Origin of the sequence: Marinovum sp. (assembly GCF_034669705.1) — a bacterium.
GTDB lineage: Bacteria > Pseudomonadota > Alphaproteobacteria > Rhodobacterales > Rhodobacteraceae > Marinovum.
Window position 1 is genome coordinate 16,348 of record NZ_JAXMOR010000048.1, and the last position, 15,654, is coordinate 32,001.

General features: G+C 67.1%; 13 protein-coding genes and 1 pseudogene. 5 read left to right on the forward strand and 9 right to left on the reverse strand.

Annotation, left to right across the window (positions count from 1 at the left end):
• Position 1: 1 nt before the first annotated feature.
• The 7 genes from VOI27_RS21855 to VOI27_RS21885 form a co-directional block, all read right to left on the reverse strand.
• Positions 2-1,117, reverse strand: a complete 1,116-nt coding sequence (locus VOI27_RS21855) for an NAD(P)/FAD-dependent oxidoreductase (RefSeq protein ID WP_323768559.1) — start codon at positions 1,115-1,117, stop codon at positions 2-4.
• A 78-nt stretch (positions 1,118-1,195) separates the two neighbouring features.
• On the reverse strand, positions 1,196-2,653 hold the full coding sequence (locus VOI27_RS21860) for a sulfatase (RefSeq protein WP_323768561.1): 1,458 nt from the start codon (positions 2,651-2,653) through the stop codon (positions 1,196-1,198).
• Positions 2,650-3,360 carry a FadR/GntR family transcriptional regulator gene (locus tag VOI27_RS21865; RefSeq protein WP_323768563.1) on the reverse strand — a complete coding sequence of 237 codons (711 nt, stop codon included), beginning with the start codon at positions 3,358-3,360 and terminating at the stop codon, positions 2,650-2,652. The genes VOI27_RS21860 and VOI27_RS21865 overlap by 4 nt, the downstream gene beginning before the upstream one ends.
• Positions 3,357-4,847, reverse strand: a complete 1,491-nt coding sequence (locus VOI27_RS21870; protein WP_323768565.1) for a tripartite tricarboxylate transporter permease — start codon at positions 4,845-4,847, stop codon at positions 3,357-3,359. Before VOI27_RS21870 ends, VOI27_RS21865 begins: the two co-directional genes overlap by 4 nt.
• Positions 4,848-4,850: 3 nt before the next feature.
• Positions 4,851-5,324, reverse strand: coding sequence for a tripartite tricarboxylate transporter TctB family protein (locus tag VOI27_RS21875; RefSeq protein WP_323768567.1), 474 nt, complete (start codon positions 5,322-5,324; stop codon positions 4,851-4,853).
• A gap of 58 nt (positions 5,325-5,382) precedes the next feature.
• A complete protein-coding gene (locus VOI27_RS21880) occupies positions 5,383-6,354 on the reverse strand; it encodes a tripartite tricarboxylate transporter substrate binding protein (RefSeq protein ID WP_323768569.1) in 972 nt (323 codons plus the stop codon).
• 208 nt (positions 6,355-6,562) lie between these two features.
• A complete protein-coding gene (locus tag VOI27_RS21885; RefSeq protein ID WP_323768571.1) occupies positions 6,563-7,279 on the reverse strand; it encodes a DnaA N-terminal domain-containing protein in 717 nt (238 codons plus the stop codon).
• Positions 7,280-7,748: 469 nt separating this feature from the next.
• On the opposite strand from VOI27_RS21885, the gene VOI27_RS21890 reads away from it, so the two are divergent.
• Positions 7,749-9,056, forward strand: coding sequence for an AAA family ATPase (locus tag VOI27_RS21890; RefSeq protein ID WP_323768573.1), 1,308 nt, complete (start codon positions 7,749-7,751; stop codon positions 9,054-9,056).
• On the forward strand, positions 9,053-10,135 hold the full coding sequence (locus VOI27_RS21895) for a ParB/RepB/Spo0J family partition protein (protein WP_323768575.1): 1,083 nt from the start codon (positions 9,053-9,055) through the stop codon (positions 10,133-10,135). The genes VOI27_RS21890 and VOI27_RS21895 overlap by 4 nt, the downstream gene beginning before the upstream one ends.
• A gap of 92 nt (positions 10,136-10,227) precedes the next feature.
• Here VOI27_RS21895 and VOI27_RS21900 read toward each other — a convergent pair whose 3' ends face one another.
• Entirely contained in the window at positions 10,228-11,958 is a 1,731-nt protein-coding gene (locus tag VOI27_RS21900; RefSeq protein WP_323768577.1) for an aconitase X, read from the reverse strand.
• A complete protein-coding gene (locus VOI27_RS21905; protein WP_323768579.1) occupies positions 11,955-12,683 on the reverse strand; it encodes a GntR family transcriptional regulator in 729 nt (242 codons plus the stop codon). The genes VOI27_RS21900 and VOI27_RS21905 overlap by 4 nt, the downstream gene beginning before the upstream one ends.
• A 170-nt stretch (positions 12,684-12,853) precedes the next feature.
• Here VOI27_RS21905 and VOI27_RS21910 point away from each other — a divergent pair, with 170 nt between their 5' ends.
• The 3 genes and pseudogenes from VOI27_RS21910 to VOI27_RS21920 form a co-directional block, all read left to right on the forward strand.
• Positions 12,854-13,867: a transporter substrate-binding domain-containing protein gene (locus tag VOI27_RS21910; protein WP_323768581.1), complete on the forward strand. Its 1,014-nt coding sequence runs from the start codon at positions 12,854-12,856 to the stop codon at positions 13,865-13,867.
• A 61-nt stretch (positions 13,868-13,928) separates the two neighbouring features.
• Positions 13,929-15,098 carry an ABC transporter permease subunit gene (locus tag VOI27_RS21915; RefSeq protein ID WP_323768583.1) on the forward strand — a complete coding sequence of 390 codons (1,170 nt, stop codon included), beginning with the start codon at positions 13,929-13,931 and terminating at the stop codon, positions 15,096-15,098.
• A gap of 3 nt (positions 15,099-15,101) precedes the next feature.
• Positions 15,102-15,654, forward strand: a pseudogene (locus VOI27_RS21920) (amino acid ABC transporter permease); the annotation flags it as partial.

Here is a 15,654-nt window from a genome sequence, read left to right on the forward strand (position 1 = left end):
CTCAGCCGGCGCCGAGCCAGCCGGCCACATCCTCGGCAATCGACAGCGCGCCGGTCAGCCCGGGCGACTCGATGCCATAGAGCAGCGCATGCGGGCCGCCGAGCGCCTCCGGCCCGAGGATCCTGAAATCGCCATAGGCCGCACCGGCGATCTTGGGCCGCACCCCGGCGTAATCGGGGCTGAGATCGGCGGCCTCGATGTTCGGCCAGTAGCGCGCGATGGCTGTGGCAAAACGCCCCCGCAGCGCCGGATCAACCCGCAGGTCGACGCCTGAGGGATCATCGGTGTCGAGCCATTCGGTATCGGGGCCGAACTTGCTGCGCCCGCCCATGTCGAGGGTGAAATGGATGCCCAGCCCGCCGTCACCCGGCACCGGGTAGATCAGCCGCGAGAACGGCGGCGGTCGGGTGAGCGAAAAGTAGTTGCCCTTGACCAGCGTCAGCTGCGGCGGCTTCGGCAGCCCGTCGATCCGGGCGCTGAGCGAAGGCGCCCAGAGCCCGGCGCAGTTGATCAGCGAGCGGCAGCGCAGGCGCATCGGCTCGGCCCCGCCCACCGCCAGCTCGACCGCCCCGTCGCCGCAAAGCGCGCCGCCGGTGACCGGCGCGCGGGTCACCAGCTGCGCCCCCTGCGCCTCGGCCTCGCCCAGAAGCGCCAGCATCAGGGCGTGGCTGTCGACGATGCCGGTGGAAGGAGACAAAAGCGCCGCGCAGGCCGAAAGCGCCGGCTCCAGCCGCTGCAGCTCGGCCCGCCCGACCGGCCGCAAATCCGCGACGCCGTTGCCCGCGGCATGGGTGGCAATGCCCGACAGCCGCGCCTCCTCGGCCGCATCGGTGGCCACGATCAGCTTGCCGCAGCGGCGATGACCAACCCCGCGCTCGTCGCAGAAGTCATAAAGCATGTCGCGACCGCGCCGGCAGTGCCGCGCCTTGAGCGAGCCGGGCGGATAGTAGAGGCCGGCGTGGATCACCTCGGAATTGCGGGCGCTGGTTTCCTCGCCCATCACCGGGTTCTTCTCGAGGATCAGCACCTCGCGCCCGGCCAGCGCCAGCGCGCGGGCCACGGCCAGCCCGACAACACCGGCGCCGATCACCACCGCATCGGTCTCAAAGCTCTCCACGGGCGCGGGCCTCCTGTTCTGCATCCGCCAGCATGCCCGCCGACGGCCGCGCGTCAAGTCGCCCGGCCCCGCGTCAGATCATTGCAGCGCCGCTTCGCCCGGCGGCGAGACGATCAGATGGCGGGCGTTGCGGGTGCGCACCGCGCTTTCGACGTGGAACTCGAGCAGGTCGTTCAGCAGCGCCTGCTTCACCGCCGCCTGCCCGGGATCGTCCCAGAGGTTCACCCGCTCGCCCGGATCGGCCATCAGGTCAAACAGCTGCCCCTCGCCCGAGCCGCGGAAATGCACCAGCTTGTGGGTCCGAGAGCGCACCATGGTCAGGTAGCTCGCGCCGGTCATGTTCACATCGCCCGCCTGTTCGCAGAACACATGGCTGCGGCCGGTGAACGTCTGGCCCTCAAGCGCCGGGTTCAGGCTCTCGGCCTCGAAGCTGGCATCGGGCGTCACCCCGGCCCATTCCAGAATCGTCGGCCCCAGATCAAAGAGCTGCACCATCTCCGACACCTGCCGCCCGCCCTCGAACCGCCCCGGCGCCGAGATGATCATCGGCACGCGGGTGACCTGATCGTAGGGCGCCCATTTCTGGCTCAGCCCGTGATCGCCGAGGTTGTCGCCATGATCCGATGTGAAGATCACGATGGTGTTGTCGAGATTGCCGCGCGCCTCCAGAGCGTCGAGGATGCGGCCGACCTGGGTGTCGATCATCTCCATGTTGGCATAGTAATAGGCCCGCATCCGCTTCAGCTCTTCGGTCGTGGGCTTCAGCTTCCAGGCCACGCTGTCGTGATCGACCTCGACGTCATGCGCCCGCTTCTCGATCCAGGGGCCGGCCAGCGCCGCCAGCTCCTCGTCAGAGACCTCCGGCAGCGGCACGTCGCGCGCCATGTATTTCTCGGCCATCTCGGGCGTCGGGTCATAGGGCGGATGCGGCCCCGGAAAGCCCACGGTGAGAAACAGCGGCTTCTCCACCGGCTTGGTCTCGAGCCACCAGCAGGTGGTGTCGCCGATGAAATTGTCAGATTGCAGCGCCGGCGGCAGATCCCATGTAAAGGCGCCGAGCCGGTCCTTGTAGTCGGGGCGCTGGCGATAGAGCTCGCGCTGTTGTTTCTTCAGCCCGTGCGACGCCAGCGCCTTGTCCCATTCGTCAAAGAACCAGCGGCCCTCCATGTAACGGTCCTTGTTTTCCACCACATAGCGCTCGTGGAACCCGGCCTTGGCGTCATAGGGGATGGTGTGCATCTTGCCGATATTCACGCAGTGATAGCCGGCGCGCGCCAGATCGGAGACCCAGGTCCTGCTCCAGGGCTGGCCATTGGCCAGCACGCCGTTGGTATGCGGGTAATAGCCGGTAAAGAGCGAGGCGCGGCAGGGCACGCAGGAGGGCGCGGTGACATGGCACTGCTCGAAGCTGACGCCGGTGGTCACCAGCCGGTCGATATTGGGCGTGTCCATATGCGACGCACCCAGCGCGGCGATGGTGTCATAGCGCTGCTGATCGGTGATGATGAAGACGATGTCGGGCTTCTGTGCGGTCATTTCGGGCCTTCGAGCTTGAGGGTGTAGAAACGGTCGGCCAGCACGTCGAGATGGCTTTGCATCGCGGTGCGGGCGACGTCGGGCAGGCCGCGCTCGATGGCGCGCAGGATCACCCGGTGATCCTCGGCCGAGCGGCGACGGTGGTCGGGGTGGCGGGTCTGGTCGTACCAGAAGGCCCACATCTCGCTTTCGCGCATCCGCCAGAGGTGGCCGACCATGCTGCCCAGCACGTCGTTGCCGGCGGCCTGGGCGATCAGGTCGTGAAACCGCGCGTCGGCGGCGTCAAAGCCGGCGATATCGTCGATGCTGGCCTCGAGATCGGCGTTGCACTGCCCCATCAGCGCCACCTGCTCCGGCGTGGCGTTGGCGGCCGCCAGCGCCGCGGTCTCGCCCTCGATCAACCGCCGGGCCGCCAGAACCGCCGAGGGCGGCGAGGCATCAGGCTCGTAGATCGGCGCGGCGCCGCGGGCCGAGATGTCGCGGACAAAGACGCCGGAGCCCACGCGGATCTCGATCATCTGCATGATCTCCAGCGCCAGCAGCGCCTCTCGCACGGTGGTGCGGCTGACATCGAGGGTCTGCGCCAGTTCGCGCTCAGGCGGCAACCGTTCGCCGGTGGCATAGGTGCCGCCTTCGATATCCCTTGCCAGCTGACGGGCGATTTCAAGGTAGCGGCGGCTGCCGGTGGGCAGGTTGAGGAAATTCATGTCGCATCCTTTGCATGTCCGGCGCGCGCCCGCGCGCCCAGGCGCGCAGCAATATAGGGCCAGAGCACGGTGGCCAGCGCCAGCGCCAGAAACACCAGCGCATAGGGCCGCGAGGTGATCTCCATCAGGTTGCCATCCGACATCATCAGCGAAGCGCGCAGCTGCTCTTCGGCGATGGGCGACAGCACGAAGCCGATGACGAAGGGGCCAAGCGGCACCCGGCAATACTCCAGCCCGAGACCCACCAGACCGAAACCGATCATCACCCAGACATCGACAAAGCTCGAGTTCACCGCGTAGGAGCCGGTGACGCAGAACACCAGGATCACCGCCATCAGCCCAGAGCGCGGCAGCTGCACGATGCGGGCGATATAGCGCACCGCGCCCCACATCAGCATCAGCATCAGCACATTGGCCACCAGATAGGCGGCGATGATGCCATAGGCGATCTCTGGCGCGCTCTGGAACAGCAGCGGGCCGGGTTGCAGGTTGTGGATGGTCAGCGCGCCGATCAGGATTGCCTCGGTCACCGAGCCGGGGATGCCCATGGTGATCAGCGGGATGAGCGCGCCGCCGATCGAGGCATTGTTGGCGCTCTCGGCGGCCACGACTCCGGGCTCATGGCCGGTGCCGAATTTCTCCGGCTCCTTCGAGAGCTGCTTTTCGGTGGAATAGGACACCAGCGCCGCAATATTGGCCCCGATGCCGGGCAGCAGGCCGATCCAGGTGCCGATGACCGAGCCGCGGATCAGCTTGCCCGCATAGCGGATGTCGCTGCGATAGATCGGCAGCCGCGCGGTGGGCATGTCCATCTTGCCGCTGGCCTGCGGGGTGGCGGCGTCGCGCAGGATCTGGCTGATCGCGAAGGCGCCGATCAGCACCGGCAGCAGGCCAAAGCCCGAGAGCATGGCGCTCGAGCCGAAGGTCAGCCGCGCCTGCCCGATCGAACTGTCGATCCCCGGCAGGGCAAAGGCCATCCCCAGCGCCGCCGCCATCAGCCCCTTGATCATCGAGCCCTGAGACAGCACCGCCAGCATCACCAGCGCCATCAGCACCAGGGTGAAATATTCCCACGGACCGAACTGCAGCGCAAACCGCGCCAGCGCCGGCGACATGCCCGCCAGAAACCCCCAGGAGATGATGCCGCCCACCACCGAGGCCATGATGCCAAGCGCCAGCGCGCGCTCGGCCAGGCCCTTCTGTGCCATCGGGTAGCCGTCAAAGGTGGTGACGATCGAGGCCGGGGTGCCCGGCATCCGCAGCAGGATCGCGGTGATCAGCCCGCCAGAGATGCCGCCGACATATTCGCCGATCAGCAGGGTCACCGCGCTGACCGGGTCCATGTGAAAGGTCAGCGGCAGGGTCAGCGCGATCAGCATCGAGGCGGTGAGGCCCGGAATGGCCCCCACGACGATGCCAAGGCCGGTGCCGATGGTCAGGAACAACAGGTTCTGCCATTCGAAAAGCGCGGTGAAGGCGTCAAGCATCAGTCAGCCGATCGTGATATAGAGAAAGCGTTCAAGGATGGTCGAGATCGCCAGCGAGAGCCCCAGACCGACGCCGGCAAAGACCGCGACATTGGCCCAGGTGCGGGCGCCGATCGCCAGCCCGGTGGCGATGACAAAGACGGTGGTCACCGGCACGAAGGGCAGCCGCCCGAAATCCAGCGCCGCCACATAGGCCACCAGCGCCACGAAGACCAGCGCGCCACGCCGGGGGTCGGCGTCCGAGCGGGCGACTTCCGTGACGTGACCGGCGCGCAGGCGCAGCAGGCCGCGGATCACCAGCAGCACGGCAAAGAAGATCAGCAGCGCGCCAAGGATGCGTGGCAGCGCCGCCGAGCCCAGCGGCTCGAACCGCGGTGGCGGCAACTCGGCCGCGCCGATGAACAAAAGCCCCGCCCCGGCGCTCACCAGCAGGGCAAGGATGATGTCTGCGATGGTCTGGCGTCTGGCATCGCGCATGTGCGGCCCCTCCCGGGTGATGCGCCGGCGGATCGGACCCCGACCCGCCGGCGTGGGCTCAGTTGATGGTGGCGGCCACGGCCTTCAGCGCTTCAAGCTGCTTTTCGGCATCGGCCATCGCCTCGTCTCCGGGCGTCCAGTAGGGCTCGAGCGTGTTGTTGCGGAAGTACTCGACGATCTCGGGATCGGCCGCCGCCTGTTTCAGCGCCGCGCCAAGCGCCGCCACGGTCTCATCCGGGGTCGAGGCCGGGGCCAGCCACCAGTTCGGATTGGCCCAGCTCACGTCATAGCCCAGTTCGGTCGCCGTCGGCACATCCGGCAGATCGGGCAGACGTTCGCGGCCGAAGTAGATCAGCGGTTTCAGGCCGTCGCCCTGAGCGAGGTATTCCGAGGCCGCAAACAGCGCAATGTCGGCATTGCCGCCCAGCAGCAGCCGCAGCCGGTCAGCCCCGGAGTTTGCGGTCACATAGCGGGTCTCGAACCCGGCTTCGTTGGCCAGCATGCCGCCGACGAAATGCGGGATGGTGCCGATGCCCACCGCTTCGACCAGGCTGCGCGGGTTTTCCTTCAGATGCGCGACCAGATCCTCGAAGGTGTCGAAGTCGCTGTCGCTGCGCACCACCCAGACCGGGCTGCCGCCGCCGGTGTAGCCGATCGACTTGAAGTCCTCGAGACTGAAATCGCCCAAGCCCATCGCCATGGCGATCAGCGCCTGATGGTGCCAGTGGAGTATGGTATGGCCGTCGTCATCGCCGCGCCGCATCCGGTTGACCGCATTGGCCCCGGCGCCGCCATCGGCATTGACCACCGCCATCGGCTGCCCCAGCAGCCCCTCTTCCTTGATCTTCTCGCCGATCAGCCGCGCCACCACATCGGTCCGACCGCCCGGCTTGAACGGCACGATGACCTCGATCGGTTTGGACGGGAAGTCCTGTGCCGCGGCCTGCTGCGCCCCGATTGGTCCAACCGGAAGGGCCAGCGCCGCGACGCCAACCCCCAGAACCGCCGCAAATTTCGTAATACTCCGCATCTTGATCTCCTCCCAGATAGGATCGCTCGGTTATTATAGGCTTATTGGCCCAACCAATACCAAAGGATGCGAAATTGTCCAGACCAATTTTGCGCCGCCCCCCGTCCGAGCGCTCGCAAGACGCCCGCATTTCCGGCGAAATGCGGGCCTCCACAGGGCTCACACTGTGACGATGTCGGTAAATAAATAGTGGTCCAACCGCCGCGGCTCACTCCGCCGCCAGCACCTCGACCCGGCGCACTGCGGGGTCGATCCCGGCATAGGTGGTCAGCAGCTGCGGCAGGAAATGGGTGCTGACGTAATCCGCCACAAAGCGCGACGGCGCCGCCAGCTGCACCCGGCCGCCCTCCCGTGACATCTCCGACAGCTGCCCGAACCAGGCGCTGGCCAGCGCCGGCGCCTCGCGGCGCAGCTGCGCCAGCACGGTGCCCCAGAGCCCTTCGGCCGGCCCCGCCTGCCCCCGCGGCTGGAACGGGATCACCTTGGGATCGACCGTTGCCGCCGCCTCCCCTGCCCCGCTCTGACCGGCCCCGCCGTGACGCTCCTGCATCCGGGCGGTAAAATCGCTGCCGATGGTGTCCCAGCTGGCACGGGTGTCGCCCAGCAGCCCGTCGAGGTTCAGCGCATAGACCGTCACCCGCCCCTTGGCCCCGGCGCGCTTGACCTCGAGCCAGCCGGCGCTGCGCAGCTTGGCCATCTCGCGCTTGACCGTGCGTTCGTCGACCGACCACAGCCGGGCGATCTCGGCCCGGCCGATCGAAAGCTCGTTGTGCTGCCAATTGTAGCGGGTGGTGATCAGCACCATCAGCCGCATCACCAGCCGTTGACGGTGCTTGTCGCCCGAGAGCGCCGAGACGCCCAGAGCCGAGAGTATGTCGTATTTCAGGGCCGAGGCATTGCGCCCGGCCGGTTTCGCCACCTGCATGACCTGCTCCGCCTCGCTGCCGGGTGTCCCGGCGGTCCTGCCCGTCTTTGAGAGCGCCTGCCAACGCTTTTCCGAGCTTGCCGCCAATTTGCGTCCAACAAAGCGATTCTGTCAAGCAGCTGCCGGTCCGGCCGCGAAATCCGCCGGGCCGTCTTCCCCTATAAAATAGAATCCGGTGAAGAGTAAGGTGATGGGGGACATCCTGTCTGTCCCCCTATAGGCTGCAAATGTCCCCCTAACGGTGGGAGGGGCCCTCGCGGTGTCCCCCTATATCTGGCGGGCCCGTCAAGGATCGGCCGCCGGTCCCCGGTGCCGGCCCCGAATCGCTGTGGCGCGGCGCAGCGCCTTGGTTCCTTACCCACGGGTAAGACCGCCCTGCCCTGCCAGCTGATGATATTAGGTTTTGCCCTAAACGCAATTTAAGCGTAAATGGGAAAAAAGCGATGAAAACCGTCCTGCGAGGCACAGCATGTTTACCCACGAAGACCTCAGCGTTCTTCAGACCCGGTCCCTGAAGCTGCAGGGCTGGATCCGGCAGCAGACCTTTTCTCCCGGGCTCGAAAAGACGCTGCGGCGGTTCTCCAGCTGGGAGGTGGCCGAGCTGATCTTCCGCATCAACCAGTCCACCTTTCGCGGCAAGCTGGCCGCCGATCCCTCGCTGCCCTCGGGCGAGGTCGAGCAGGAAGGCCGCCAGCGCTGGTTCTCGCTCGAAGAGATCAACGAGCTGCGCCGCCGGCTCAAGATCAACAAGCGCAGCCTGATGCCGCGCCGTCCCGCCGGCCAGCGCGCGGTGCGCGCCGCGGTGGCCAACTTCAAGGGCGGCGCCGGCAAGTCCACCGTGGCGCTGCATTTCGCCCATGCCGCCGCGCTTGACGGCTACCGCGTGCTGGTGGTCGACTTCGACCCGCAGGCCACCCTCAGCCACTCCCTCGGGCTGACCGACGTGTCGGAGGAGCACACCGTCTGGGGCATCATGGCGCGCGACCTGATCCGCGAGACCGAGCGGATGAACGCCGGCCCCGTGGGTGCCGAATCCGGGGCCGCCCTGCCCCACCGCCACCTGCCCGCCTCGATCACCGAACTGGGCCTCGGCGACCTGCGCATCGGCGATTTCATCAAGACCACCTCATGGCCGACGATCGACGCCGTGCCTTCCTGCGCCAATGCCGCCTTTGTCGAATTCGCCAGCGCGCAGTACCGCCACCTGAACCCCGAATGGTCGTTCTTTGCCGCGGTGTCGCGCTATCTCGACCAGATCCCCGATGACGCCTATGACATCATCCTGTTCGACTGCCCGCCCGCCATCGGCTACCAGTCGATGAACGCGGTCTTTGCCGCCGATGTGCTCTATATCCCCTCCGGCCCCGGCTACTGGGAATATGACAGCACCACCTCTTTTGTCGGCCAGCTCTCAGAGGCGCTCGAGGATCTCTCCGGCGGCTTCGACGGCACCTTACCCACGGGTAAGATCGCCCTGCCCAAGGCGTTCTACGACATCCGCTTCCTGCTCACCCGGTTCGAGACCGGCAATGACCTGCACCGCGCGATGCAGGAGGCGTTTCGCAAGGTCTGGGGCGAGCATGTCACCGAGAACCCGGTCGAGATGACTCGCGCGGTCGAGCAATCGGGGCGATTCCTCAACTCGGTCTATGAGATGGATTACCGGGAGATGACCAGGGAGACCTGGCGCAGAGCACGCTCTACATTCGATGGCGCCTATGAAGAGTTCCGCCAGACCGTGCATGACGCCTGGGCGCAGATGGAGGCCGACCAATGAGCAAGAAGCGCAGAGTGTTCGACATAGACGTGCCAGAGATGGGCGATATGGAGGTCGGCAAGGTGCCCGACCGTGCGTTGCGCCGCGGGCCGATGGCCTCGGCGATCCACGAGAACGCCAATTCGCTGCGCGACCGCAAGGCGGCGGAAGAGACCATCCGCGAGGAAAACGACCGGCTCGCCACAGAGTTCGTGCGGCTGAAACGCGAGGGGCTGATCACCGACCGGGTGCCGCTTGACGCGGTGGTGACCGACAAGCTGATGCGCGACCGCGCCCCGGGTGAGGACGAGGAACTCGACGAGCTGATCTGCTCGATCCGCGAGATCGGCCTGTCGAACCCGCTGCGGGTCGAGGCGCGCGGCGACGGCCGGTACGAGCTGATCCAGGGCATGCGCCGGCTGCTGGCGTTTCGCGCGCTCCACGCGCAGACCGGCGCGGCGGAATTCGCCACCATTCCGGTGGGCATCGTGCCGCCGGACAGCGCGTTGCACACCAGCTATCGCCGGATGGTGGATGAGAACCTGATCCGCAAGGACATCTCATTCGCCGAGATGGCGAGCCTCGCGCGGCGCTATGCCGAGGACCCGCAGAACGGCTGCGCCGACGTGTCCGAGGCGGTCTCGGTGCTGTTCAAATCCGCCTCCGACCAGAAGCGCAGCTATATCCGCGCCTTTGCCGAACTGCTGCTGCGGCTGGAGAAACTGCTGGAACATCCCACGCGGATCCCGCGCAACCTTGGCGTCGACCTGAAGCGGGCGATGGACCGCGACGAGACGTTGCTGCAACGGGTGAGCCTGGCGCTGCGGGCCGAGCCGGGGCGCGACGCCAAGCGCGAGGCAGAGATCCTGCGTGGCTGTCTCGCGGCGGTGCCGGATTTACCCACGGGTAAAACCGCGGCCAAACCAGCGCGCCCGCGCCAGGCCAAAACCACCTTTCAGGTGCCGCTGGCGCAGGGCGTCGCGAAATGCAGCGCCTCGCAGGGGCGGCTCGAGCTGCGCGACGACCGTGACTTTTCCGCCATCGACCGGCGCCGGCTGGAAGAGGCGGTGGCGGCGTTCTATGCGGCGCTCGAGACCTGAGCGGGCAGGGGCCGCCTGTCGCCGACCGCAATTTACCCGTGGGTAAATCCGGCCGGGCAGGGGCCGGGACAGCCGCGATCCTGCGCCTGCGGTCAGGCCGGGGCGGCGTCCAGCCAGGCCGGCGGGGTGGCACTGGCCCGGCCCGTGCGCGCGGCTTCGGCGCATTGCGCGAGTGAGCCGAAGCGCACGGCGCGGTTGGACAGCGACGGGGCGTAATGGGCGTATTTGCCCGAGTTCGTCATCAGGACCCGCGCCGCCGGCGGAAACACCGGCTCCGAGATCGAGCACCAGCACAGGTCGGGGACAAGCCGGATGCCGGCCGCCTCGAGCCGGGCTTTCGTTCCGTTCCCGGCGATCGTGTCCAGCGTGTTGCGTCCCAGCGTGATGAGCGCCGTGGTGTCTTCGTGCACCCGGGCGCCGGCCATGAGATCGGCAAAGGCGGCGCATTCCGCGGCCGAGAAATGCGGGCTGCCGAGGGCAATCAGGTCGACGCTTTCTTCGGCGAGGTTGAAGCGCTGCCAGAGGCGGGCAAAGTCGGCTTTGGCAATCCGCACGCGGTCGGCCTGCGGCGCGGGCGGCCGCGCGGCCTCGGGCGTGATCCCGGCCACATGCAGCATCGGCGCGGCAGAGGTGGTGCCGAAGGCGGCGCAGAGCGCTTTCAGGTCGTCCTCAGAGGGGCGCGTGGCCTCGAGCCCGGTCAGCAAGGGAATGCGGTCTGGCGCGGCCTGACCAGCCAGCCAGCCCAGCATCGGCCAGAAGGCATCGTCGGGCTCGGCCGGCGGCGTCACCTCGAGAATGCGGCGCGGGGCGCGGTGTTCGTCGAGATAGACCCCGGAGAGGGCGGCGCGGCCGGTCAGGGCGACGCAGAGGTCCATGAAATCGGCGTGTTTCACCGTGCGCGCGCCCAGCACGCTGTTGGCATAGATCACCGCGTTGCTTTCGGCCCAGGCGATGGTTTCATCCTGAACCGGGCGGTCCGCGAGCAGGTAGGGCGCACAGGTAAAGGAGGGGCGGGCGCCCATCTCGACATAGGCGTCGGCCAGTTGCGAGGCGGGCAGGCCGAAGTCCTCGGCCACGCCCTGCGCGCGCCAGTTGGCATGATCGACCGAGATCGCGTTCATCGTGGTCGGCACGCGCACCCGCGCTCCGAGGTCGGCCATGGCGCGGGCAAAGGTGAGAAAGGCGGGGCCGGCATAGATGCAGCCGTCGATATGCACCCGCGAGACATCGGTCAGCCGGGTGGCACCGGTGGCCGCGGCCATGGTGGTGATGATCTGCATCGCGGTCCGGGCGGCCGCGCCCTGCGCGCTCTCCAGCAGCGCCCTGTCGGTGGCGGAAAGTTCGAGCGCGGCGGCGGTCGGCGGCGCGAGGGGCAGGGACAGGGGACCGGCCGAAAGCTCGGTCGCGGTGATCTGCGCCTGGCTCTGTTGCGCCAGCCGGTCATAGGCCGCCGCCCCGAGGCGGAGCACCGCGACCGGGTGGTCGAAGAGCGTGCCGGCGATCAGCGCGCCGAGGGTCAGGATGTCCTCGGACTCGCGAAAGACGAGCGCCTTGGGGGCGGTGCCGGCGAAGGTCAGCCCGAGCAGCACGCCGCTGCCGGTACACGATCCGCGGCTGGTGGGCATGAGCACGACCTTGCCGGCAAGGCTCTGGCCGCATTGCGGATGCATCCGGTCGATGATCTCGGCGGTCTCGGGATGCACGCCACCCCAGAAGCTGATGCCTTCGTCGCAAACAAAGATCGGCCCGGCGACCTCTGCCGGCACCACGACGGTGGCCGAGGTGGTCTGCGCCGGCGGTTGCGGGGCGGTGGTGAGGGTCATGCCATGTCTCCCGACAGGTCTGGTTGTTCGAGATAGGTGACTTTCATGAAGTCGCGGATGCGGTCTTCGAACACCCGGGTGTGGTTGTGGGCCAGCCGGTCGGCCTCGGCCTCGTCGCGGGCCTTGATCGCCTCGACCATGCGGTGGTGCTCGGGGCTGAGGGGAAACTCCGAGCCGCTCTTGCGGACATGGGCGAAGTGGAAGTGCAGGATGCGGCGCCCTTCGTCGAGCAGGCGCTCGTAGCTTTGCGCCAGATAGCGGTTGCCGCCGGCATGGGCGATGGTCATGTGGAACACCTTGTTGGCCTCTGACAGCGCCAGAGCCTTGCCGCCGGGGCAAAGCGCGTCGTAGTCGCAGGCCGCCTGGGTCATCGCCGCGAGGTCGGCCTCGCTGCGGTGGCGGGCCGCCAGTCGCGTGGTCGCGCGCTGCAGGTAATCCACCGCCTCGACGAAGCGGGGCAGGGTGGCGATGTCGAGCGGTGCGACGATGGTCGAGCGGTTGGGCAGCATCTGCACCAATCCGACCGCTGACAGGCGAATCAGCGCCTCGCGCACCGGCGAGCGCGACATGGCGAATCGGGCGGCAAGGGCGGTTTCGTCCAGCGCGGTCCCCGGTGCCAGCCGGAGTTCGAGGATCTCGTCGCGCAGCACCTCGAGGACATGTCTTGACCCGCCGCCGCGTTTGCGAACCGACGTGGCATCACTGATTTTTCCGGCATTTTGCATAATAATCGTCCAATTTTTGGGCAAAACGCCCGGTTACCTGCAATTCCGCGGGCCGACCGAGGACGGCCCTGACCAAGCTTATTGACGTGTCGACTGGTTGTCGACTAGCTTCAGGTCAATTCTTGTCGACAGATTGTCGGCACAACACCAACCAACTGGGAGACCCTTCGATGAAATATCTTCTGACAGCCGCAGCGGCGCTTGGCCTGCTGGCCGGGGCGGCCTCGGCGCAGAGCCGGCTTGAAACCGTGCAGGAGCGCGGCAAGCTGATGTGCAGCGGCCACAACGGCAGTTACCTCGGCTTTGCCGAGGTGGATGACGAGGGCAACTGGAAGGGGCTCGACATCGACCTGTGCCGCGGCCTCGCGGCTTCGCTCTTCGGCTCCTCCGAAGGCACGCTCGACATCGTGCCGATCTCCTGGGCGCAGCGCTGGCCGGCGTTGCAGTCCGGCGACGTCGACGTGATCATCAAGCTCTCGGGCTGGTCGCAGAGCCGCGATACCGAGCTGAACCTTGCCTATTCCATCCCCTATTTCGTCGCCGGCTTCCACGTGATGACCAATGCCGATCTCGGCGCTGAAACATTGGCCGACCTCGACGGCGGCTCGATCTGCGTGTCGGCCGGCACCACCACCGAGCGCTTCCTCGCCTCCTATATCGAGAAACTGGGCATCGAGGCCGAGATCATCGTGTTCGAATCCGGTGACGAGGTGCGCACCGCCTATTTCAACGGCCGCTGCGACGGGCTGACCCTGCTGGCGCCGCCGCTGGCCGCCGCCCGCGCGACCTCGGAGAACCCCGAGGCGCATGTGATCCTGCCCGACGTGATCGCGCTCGAGCCGGAAGGCATCATCGTGCCCGAGGGCGATCCGAAGTGGCTGGACGTGATGAACTGGATGCTCTCGTCGCTCTGGTTCGCCGAGGTGCATGACATCACCAGCGCGAATGTCGACGAGATCCGCGCCAACCCGCCGTCTGAGCAGATCGGCAAGTTCCTCGGCGTCACGCCGGGCTATGGCGAACGGTTGGGGCTGTCGGATGACTGGGCCTACAACCTGATCAAGGAAGTCGGCAACTACGCCGAGATCTACGACCGCAACATCGGCGAGCCCTATGCGCTGCCGCGGGCGATGAACAACCTCTACACCAATGGCGGCCTGTTCTACCCGCTGATGGTCGACTGATCCGCGCCGGCGCCCGGGCATGACCGGGCGCCGGACCTTCCCGCGACAACGGAGCCGCTCCATGATCTCGCTTCTCAGGCAGAAATCCTTTCGCGACCGGGCCTGGCAGGTGGGCTTTATCGGCGCGCTGCTGCTGCTGATCGCCACCTTCTCGCTGACCGCAAAGACCAACCTCGATGCGCAGGGGATGACCTCGGGGTTCGGCTTTCTCGAACGCTCGACCGGCTGGGGCGTCAGCTTTTCGCTGATCCCCTTCGACACCACCGACACCTATGCGCGGGTGATCCTCGTGGGGCTGTTGAACTCGCTGTTTCTGGGCGCGATCTCGCTGGTGCTGGCGACGGTGATCGGCATCGCCATCGGCATCATGCGGGTGTCCGGCAACAAGATGGCCGAGCTGATCGGCACCGTCTATGTCGAGATCTTCCGCAACCTGCCGCTGCTCTTGCAGGCGTTCTTCTGGTACGCGGTGCTGACCACCCTGCCGCGGCCGCGCGATGCGCTCGATCTGGGCGGGGTGGCGTTTCTCAGCGGGCGGGGCGTCTATCTGCCGGGCCTCAACGTCAGCGGGCTGTCGGTGTTTCTGGCGGTGATCGCGCTGGCGGTGACCCTCGGGCTCTGGCTCTGGCTGAGATCGGCGCGGCGGTTCGCCCGCATGGCGCCGCATCGCAAGGCCACGCTGACCCGCGGGCTGTGGCTGGGCTGGGCGGCGCTGGCGGTGGGGCTGATGTGGCTCGGCCGCATTCCCGAGACGCCGCTGCTGAACCTGCCCTACCTCAAGGGCCTGAATTTCCGCGACGGCATCCGCGTCTCGCCAGAGCTTCTGACCTGCATCATCGCGATCTCGGTCTATGGCGGCGCCTATATCGGCGAGATCGTCCGCGCCGGGTTCAACGCCGTCGGCCGCGGCCAGAGCGAGGCCGGCCATGCGCTGGGCCTGAGCACCTGGCAGACCTTTACCCGCATCCGCCTGCCGCTGGCGATCCGCGCGGTGATGCCGATGCTGATCAACCAGTACGTCTGGCTGTTCAAATCCACCACCATCGGCATTGCCGTCGGTTTCGTGGACTTCTTCATGGTGATCTCGACCTCGATCAACCAGTCGGGCCAGACGCTCGAACTGATTGCCATCCTGATGGGCGGATTCCTTGTCATCAACTATTCCATGGCCTGGGGGCTCAATCGCGTGAACGACGCGATCCGGCTCAGGGGCACGCAGCTGAGGACCTGAGCGATGGAGGCCACCTTGCCAAGACAGACCCGCCTGGGCGCGCTGCGCAGCGATTATTTCTCGACCCGACTGGATACCCTCGTCACCCTCGGCTTTGGCGCCCTGGTGGTCTGGGTGCTGTGGTCGCTGCTGAACTGGGGCGTGCTCGACGCGGTCTGGAGCGCCGAGAACCGCGAGGCCTGCGGCCATGGCGCCGAGGGCGCCTGCTGGGCGGTGATCGACGCGCGCTGGCGGCTGATCTTCTTCGGGCTCTACCCGTTCGAGGAGCAGTGGCGTTCGGCGCTGGCCTGTGCGGTGATCGTCGTCACCGGGGTCCTGTCCTGCGTGCCCTGGTTCTGGAGCGCGCGGCGGCTGGCGCCGCTCTGGGTGACAGGTTTCGTGACCTTCTACGTGCTGATGCGTGGCGGTGTCTTGGGGTTGACGGAAATCACCGAGCAGAACTGGGGCGGGCTGTCGCTGACCATCTTCATCTTTGCCAGCGTGACGCTGCTGGGGATGCCGCTGGCCGTCGTCTTTGCCCTGCTGCGCCGCTCGCGCCTGCCGTGGATTGCCGGCA

Bases quoted from the DNA above. Each gene is read 5' to 3' on its own strand.
- VOI27_RS21915 (WP_323768583.1), top strand. From the start codon at position 13,929: ATGATCTCGCTTCTCAGGCAGAAATCCTTTCGCGACCGGGCCTGGCAG.
- VOI27_RS21905 (WP_323768579.1), bottom strand. From the start codon at position 12,683: ATGCAAAATGCCGGAAAAATCAGTGATGCCACGTCGGTTCGCAAACGC.
- VOI27_RS21875 (WP_323768567.1), bottom strand. From the start codon at position 5,324: ATGCGCGATGCCAGACGCCAGACCATCGCAGACATCATCCTTGCCCTG.
- VOI27_RS21860 (WP_323768561.1), bottom strand. From the start codon at position 2,653: ATGACCGCACAGAAGCCCGACATCGTCTTCATCATCACCGATCAGCAG.
- VOI27_RS21910 (WP_323768581.1), top strand. From the start codon at position 12,854: ATGAAATATCTTCTGACAGCCGCAGCGGCGCTTGGCCTGCTGGCCGGG.
- VOI27_RS21870 (WP_323768565.1), bottom strand. From the start codon at position 4,847: ATGCTTGACGCCTTCACCGCGCTTTTCGAATGGCAGAACCTGTTGTTC.
- VOI27_RS21865 (WP_323768563.1), bottom strand. From the start codon at position 3,360: ATGAATTTCCTCAACCTGCCCACCGGCAGCCGCCGCTACCTTGAAATC.
- VOI27_RS21890 (WP_323768573.1), top strand. From the start codon at position 7,749: ATGTTTACCCACGAAGACCTCAGCGTTCTTCAGACCCGGTCCCTGAAG.
- VOI27_RS21895 (WP_323768575.1), top strand. From the start codon at position 9,053: ATGAGCAAGAAGCGCAGAGTGTTCGACATAGACGTGCCAGAGATGGGC.
- VOI27_RS21880 (WP_323768569.1), bottom strand. From the start codon at position 6,354: ATGCGGAGTATTACGAAATTTGCGGCGGTTCTGGGGGTTGGCGTCGCG.
- VOI27_RS21885 (WP_323768571.1), bottom strand. From the start codon at position 7,279: ATGCAGGTGGCGAAACCGGCCGGGCGCAATGCCTCGGCCCTGAAATAC.
- VOI27_RS21900 (WP_323768577.1), bottom strand. From the start codon at position 11,958: ATGACCCTCACCACCGCCCCGCAACCGCCGGCGCAGACCACCTCGGCC.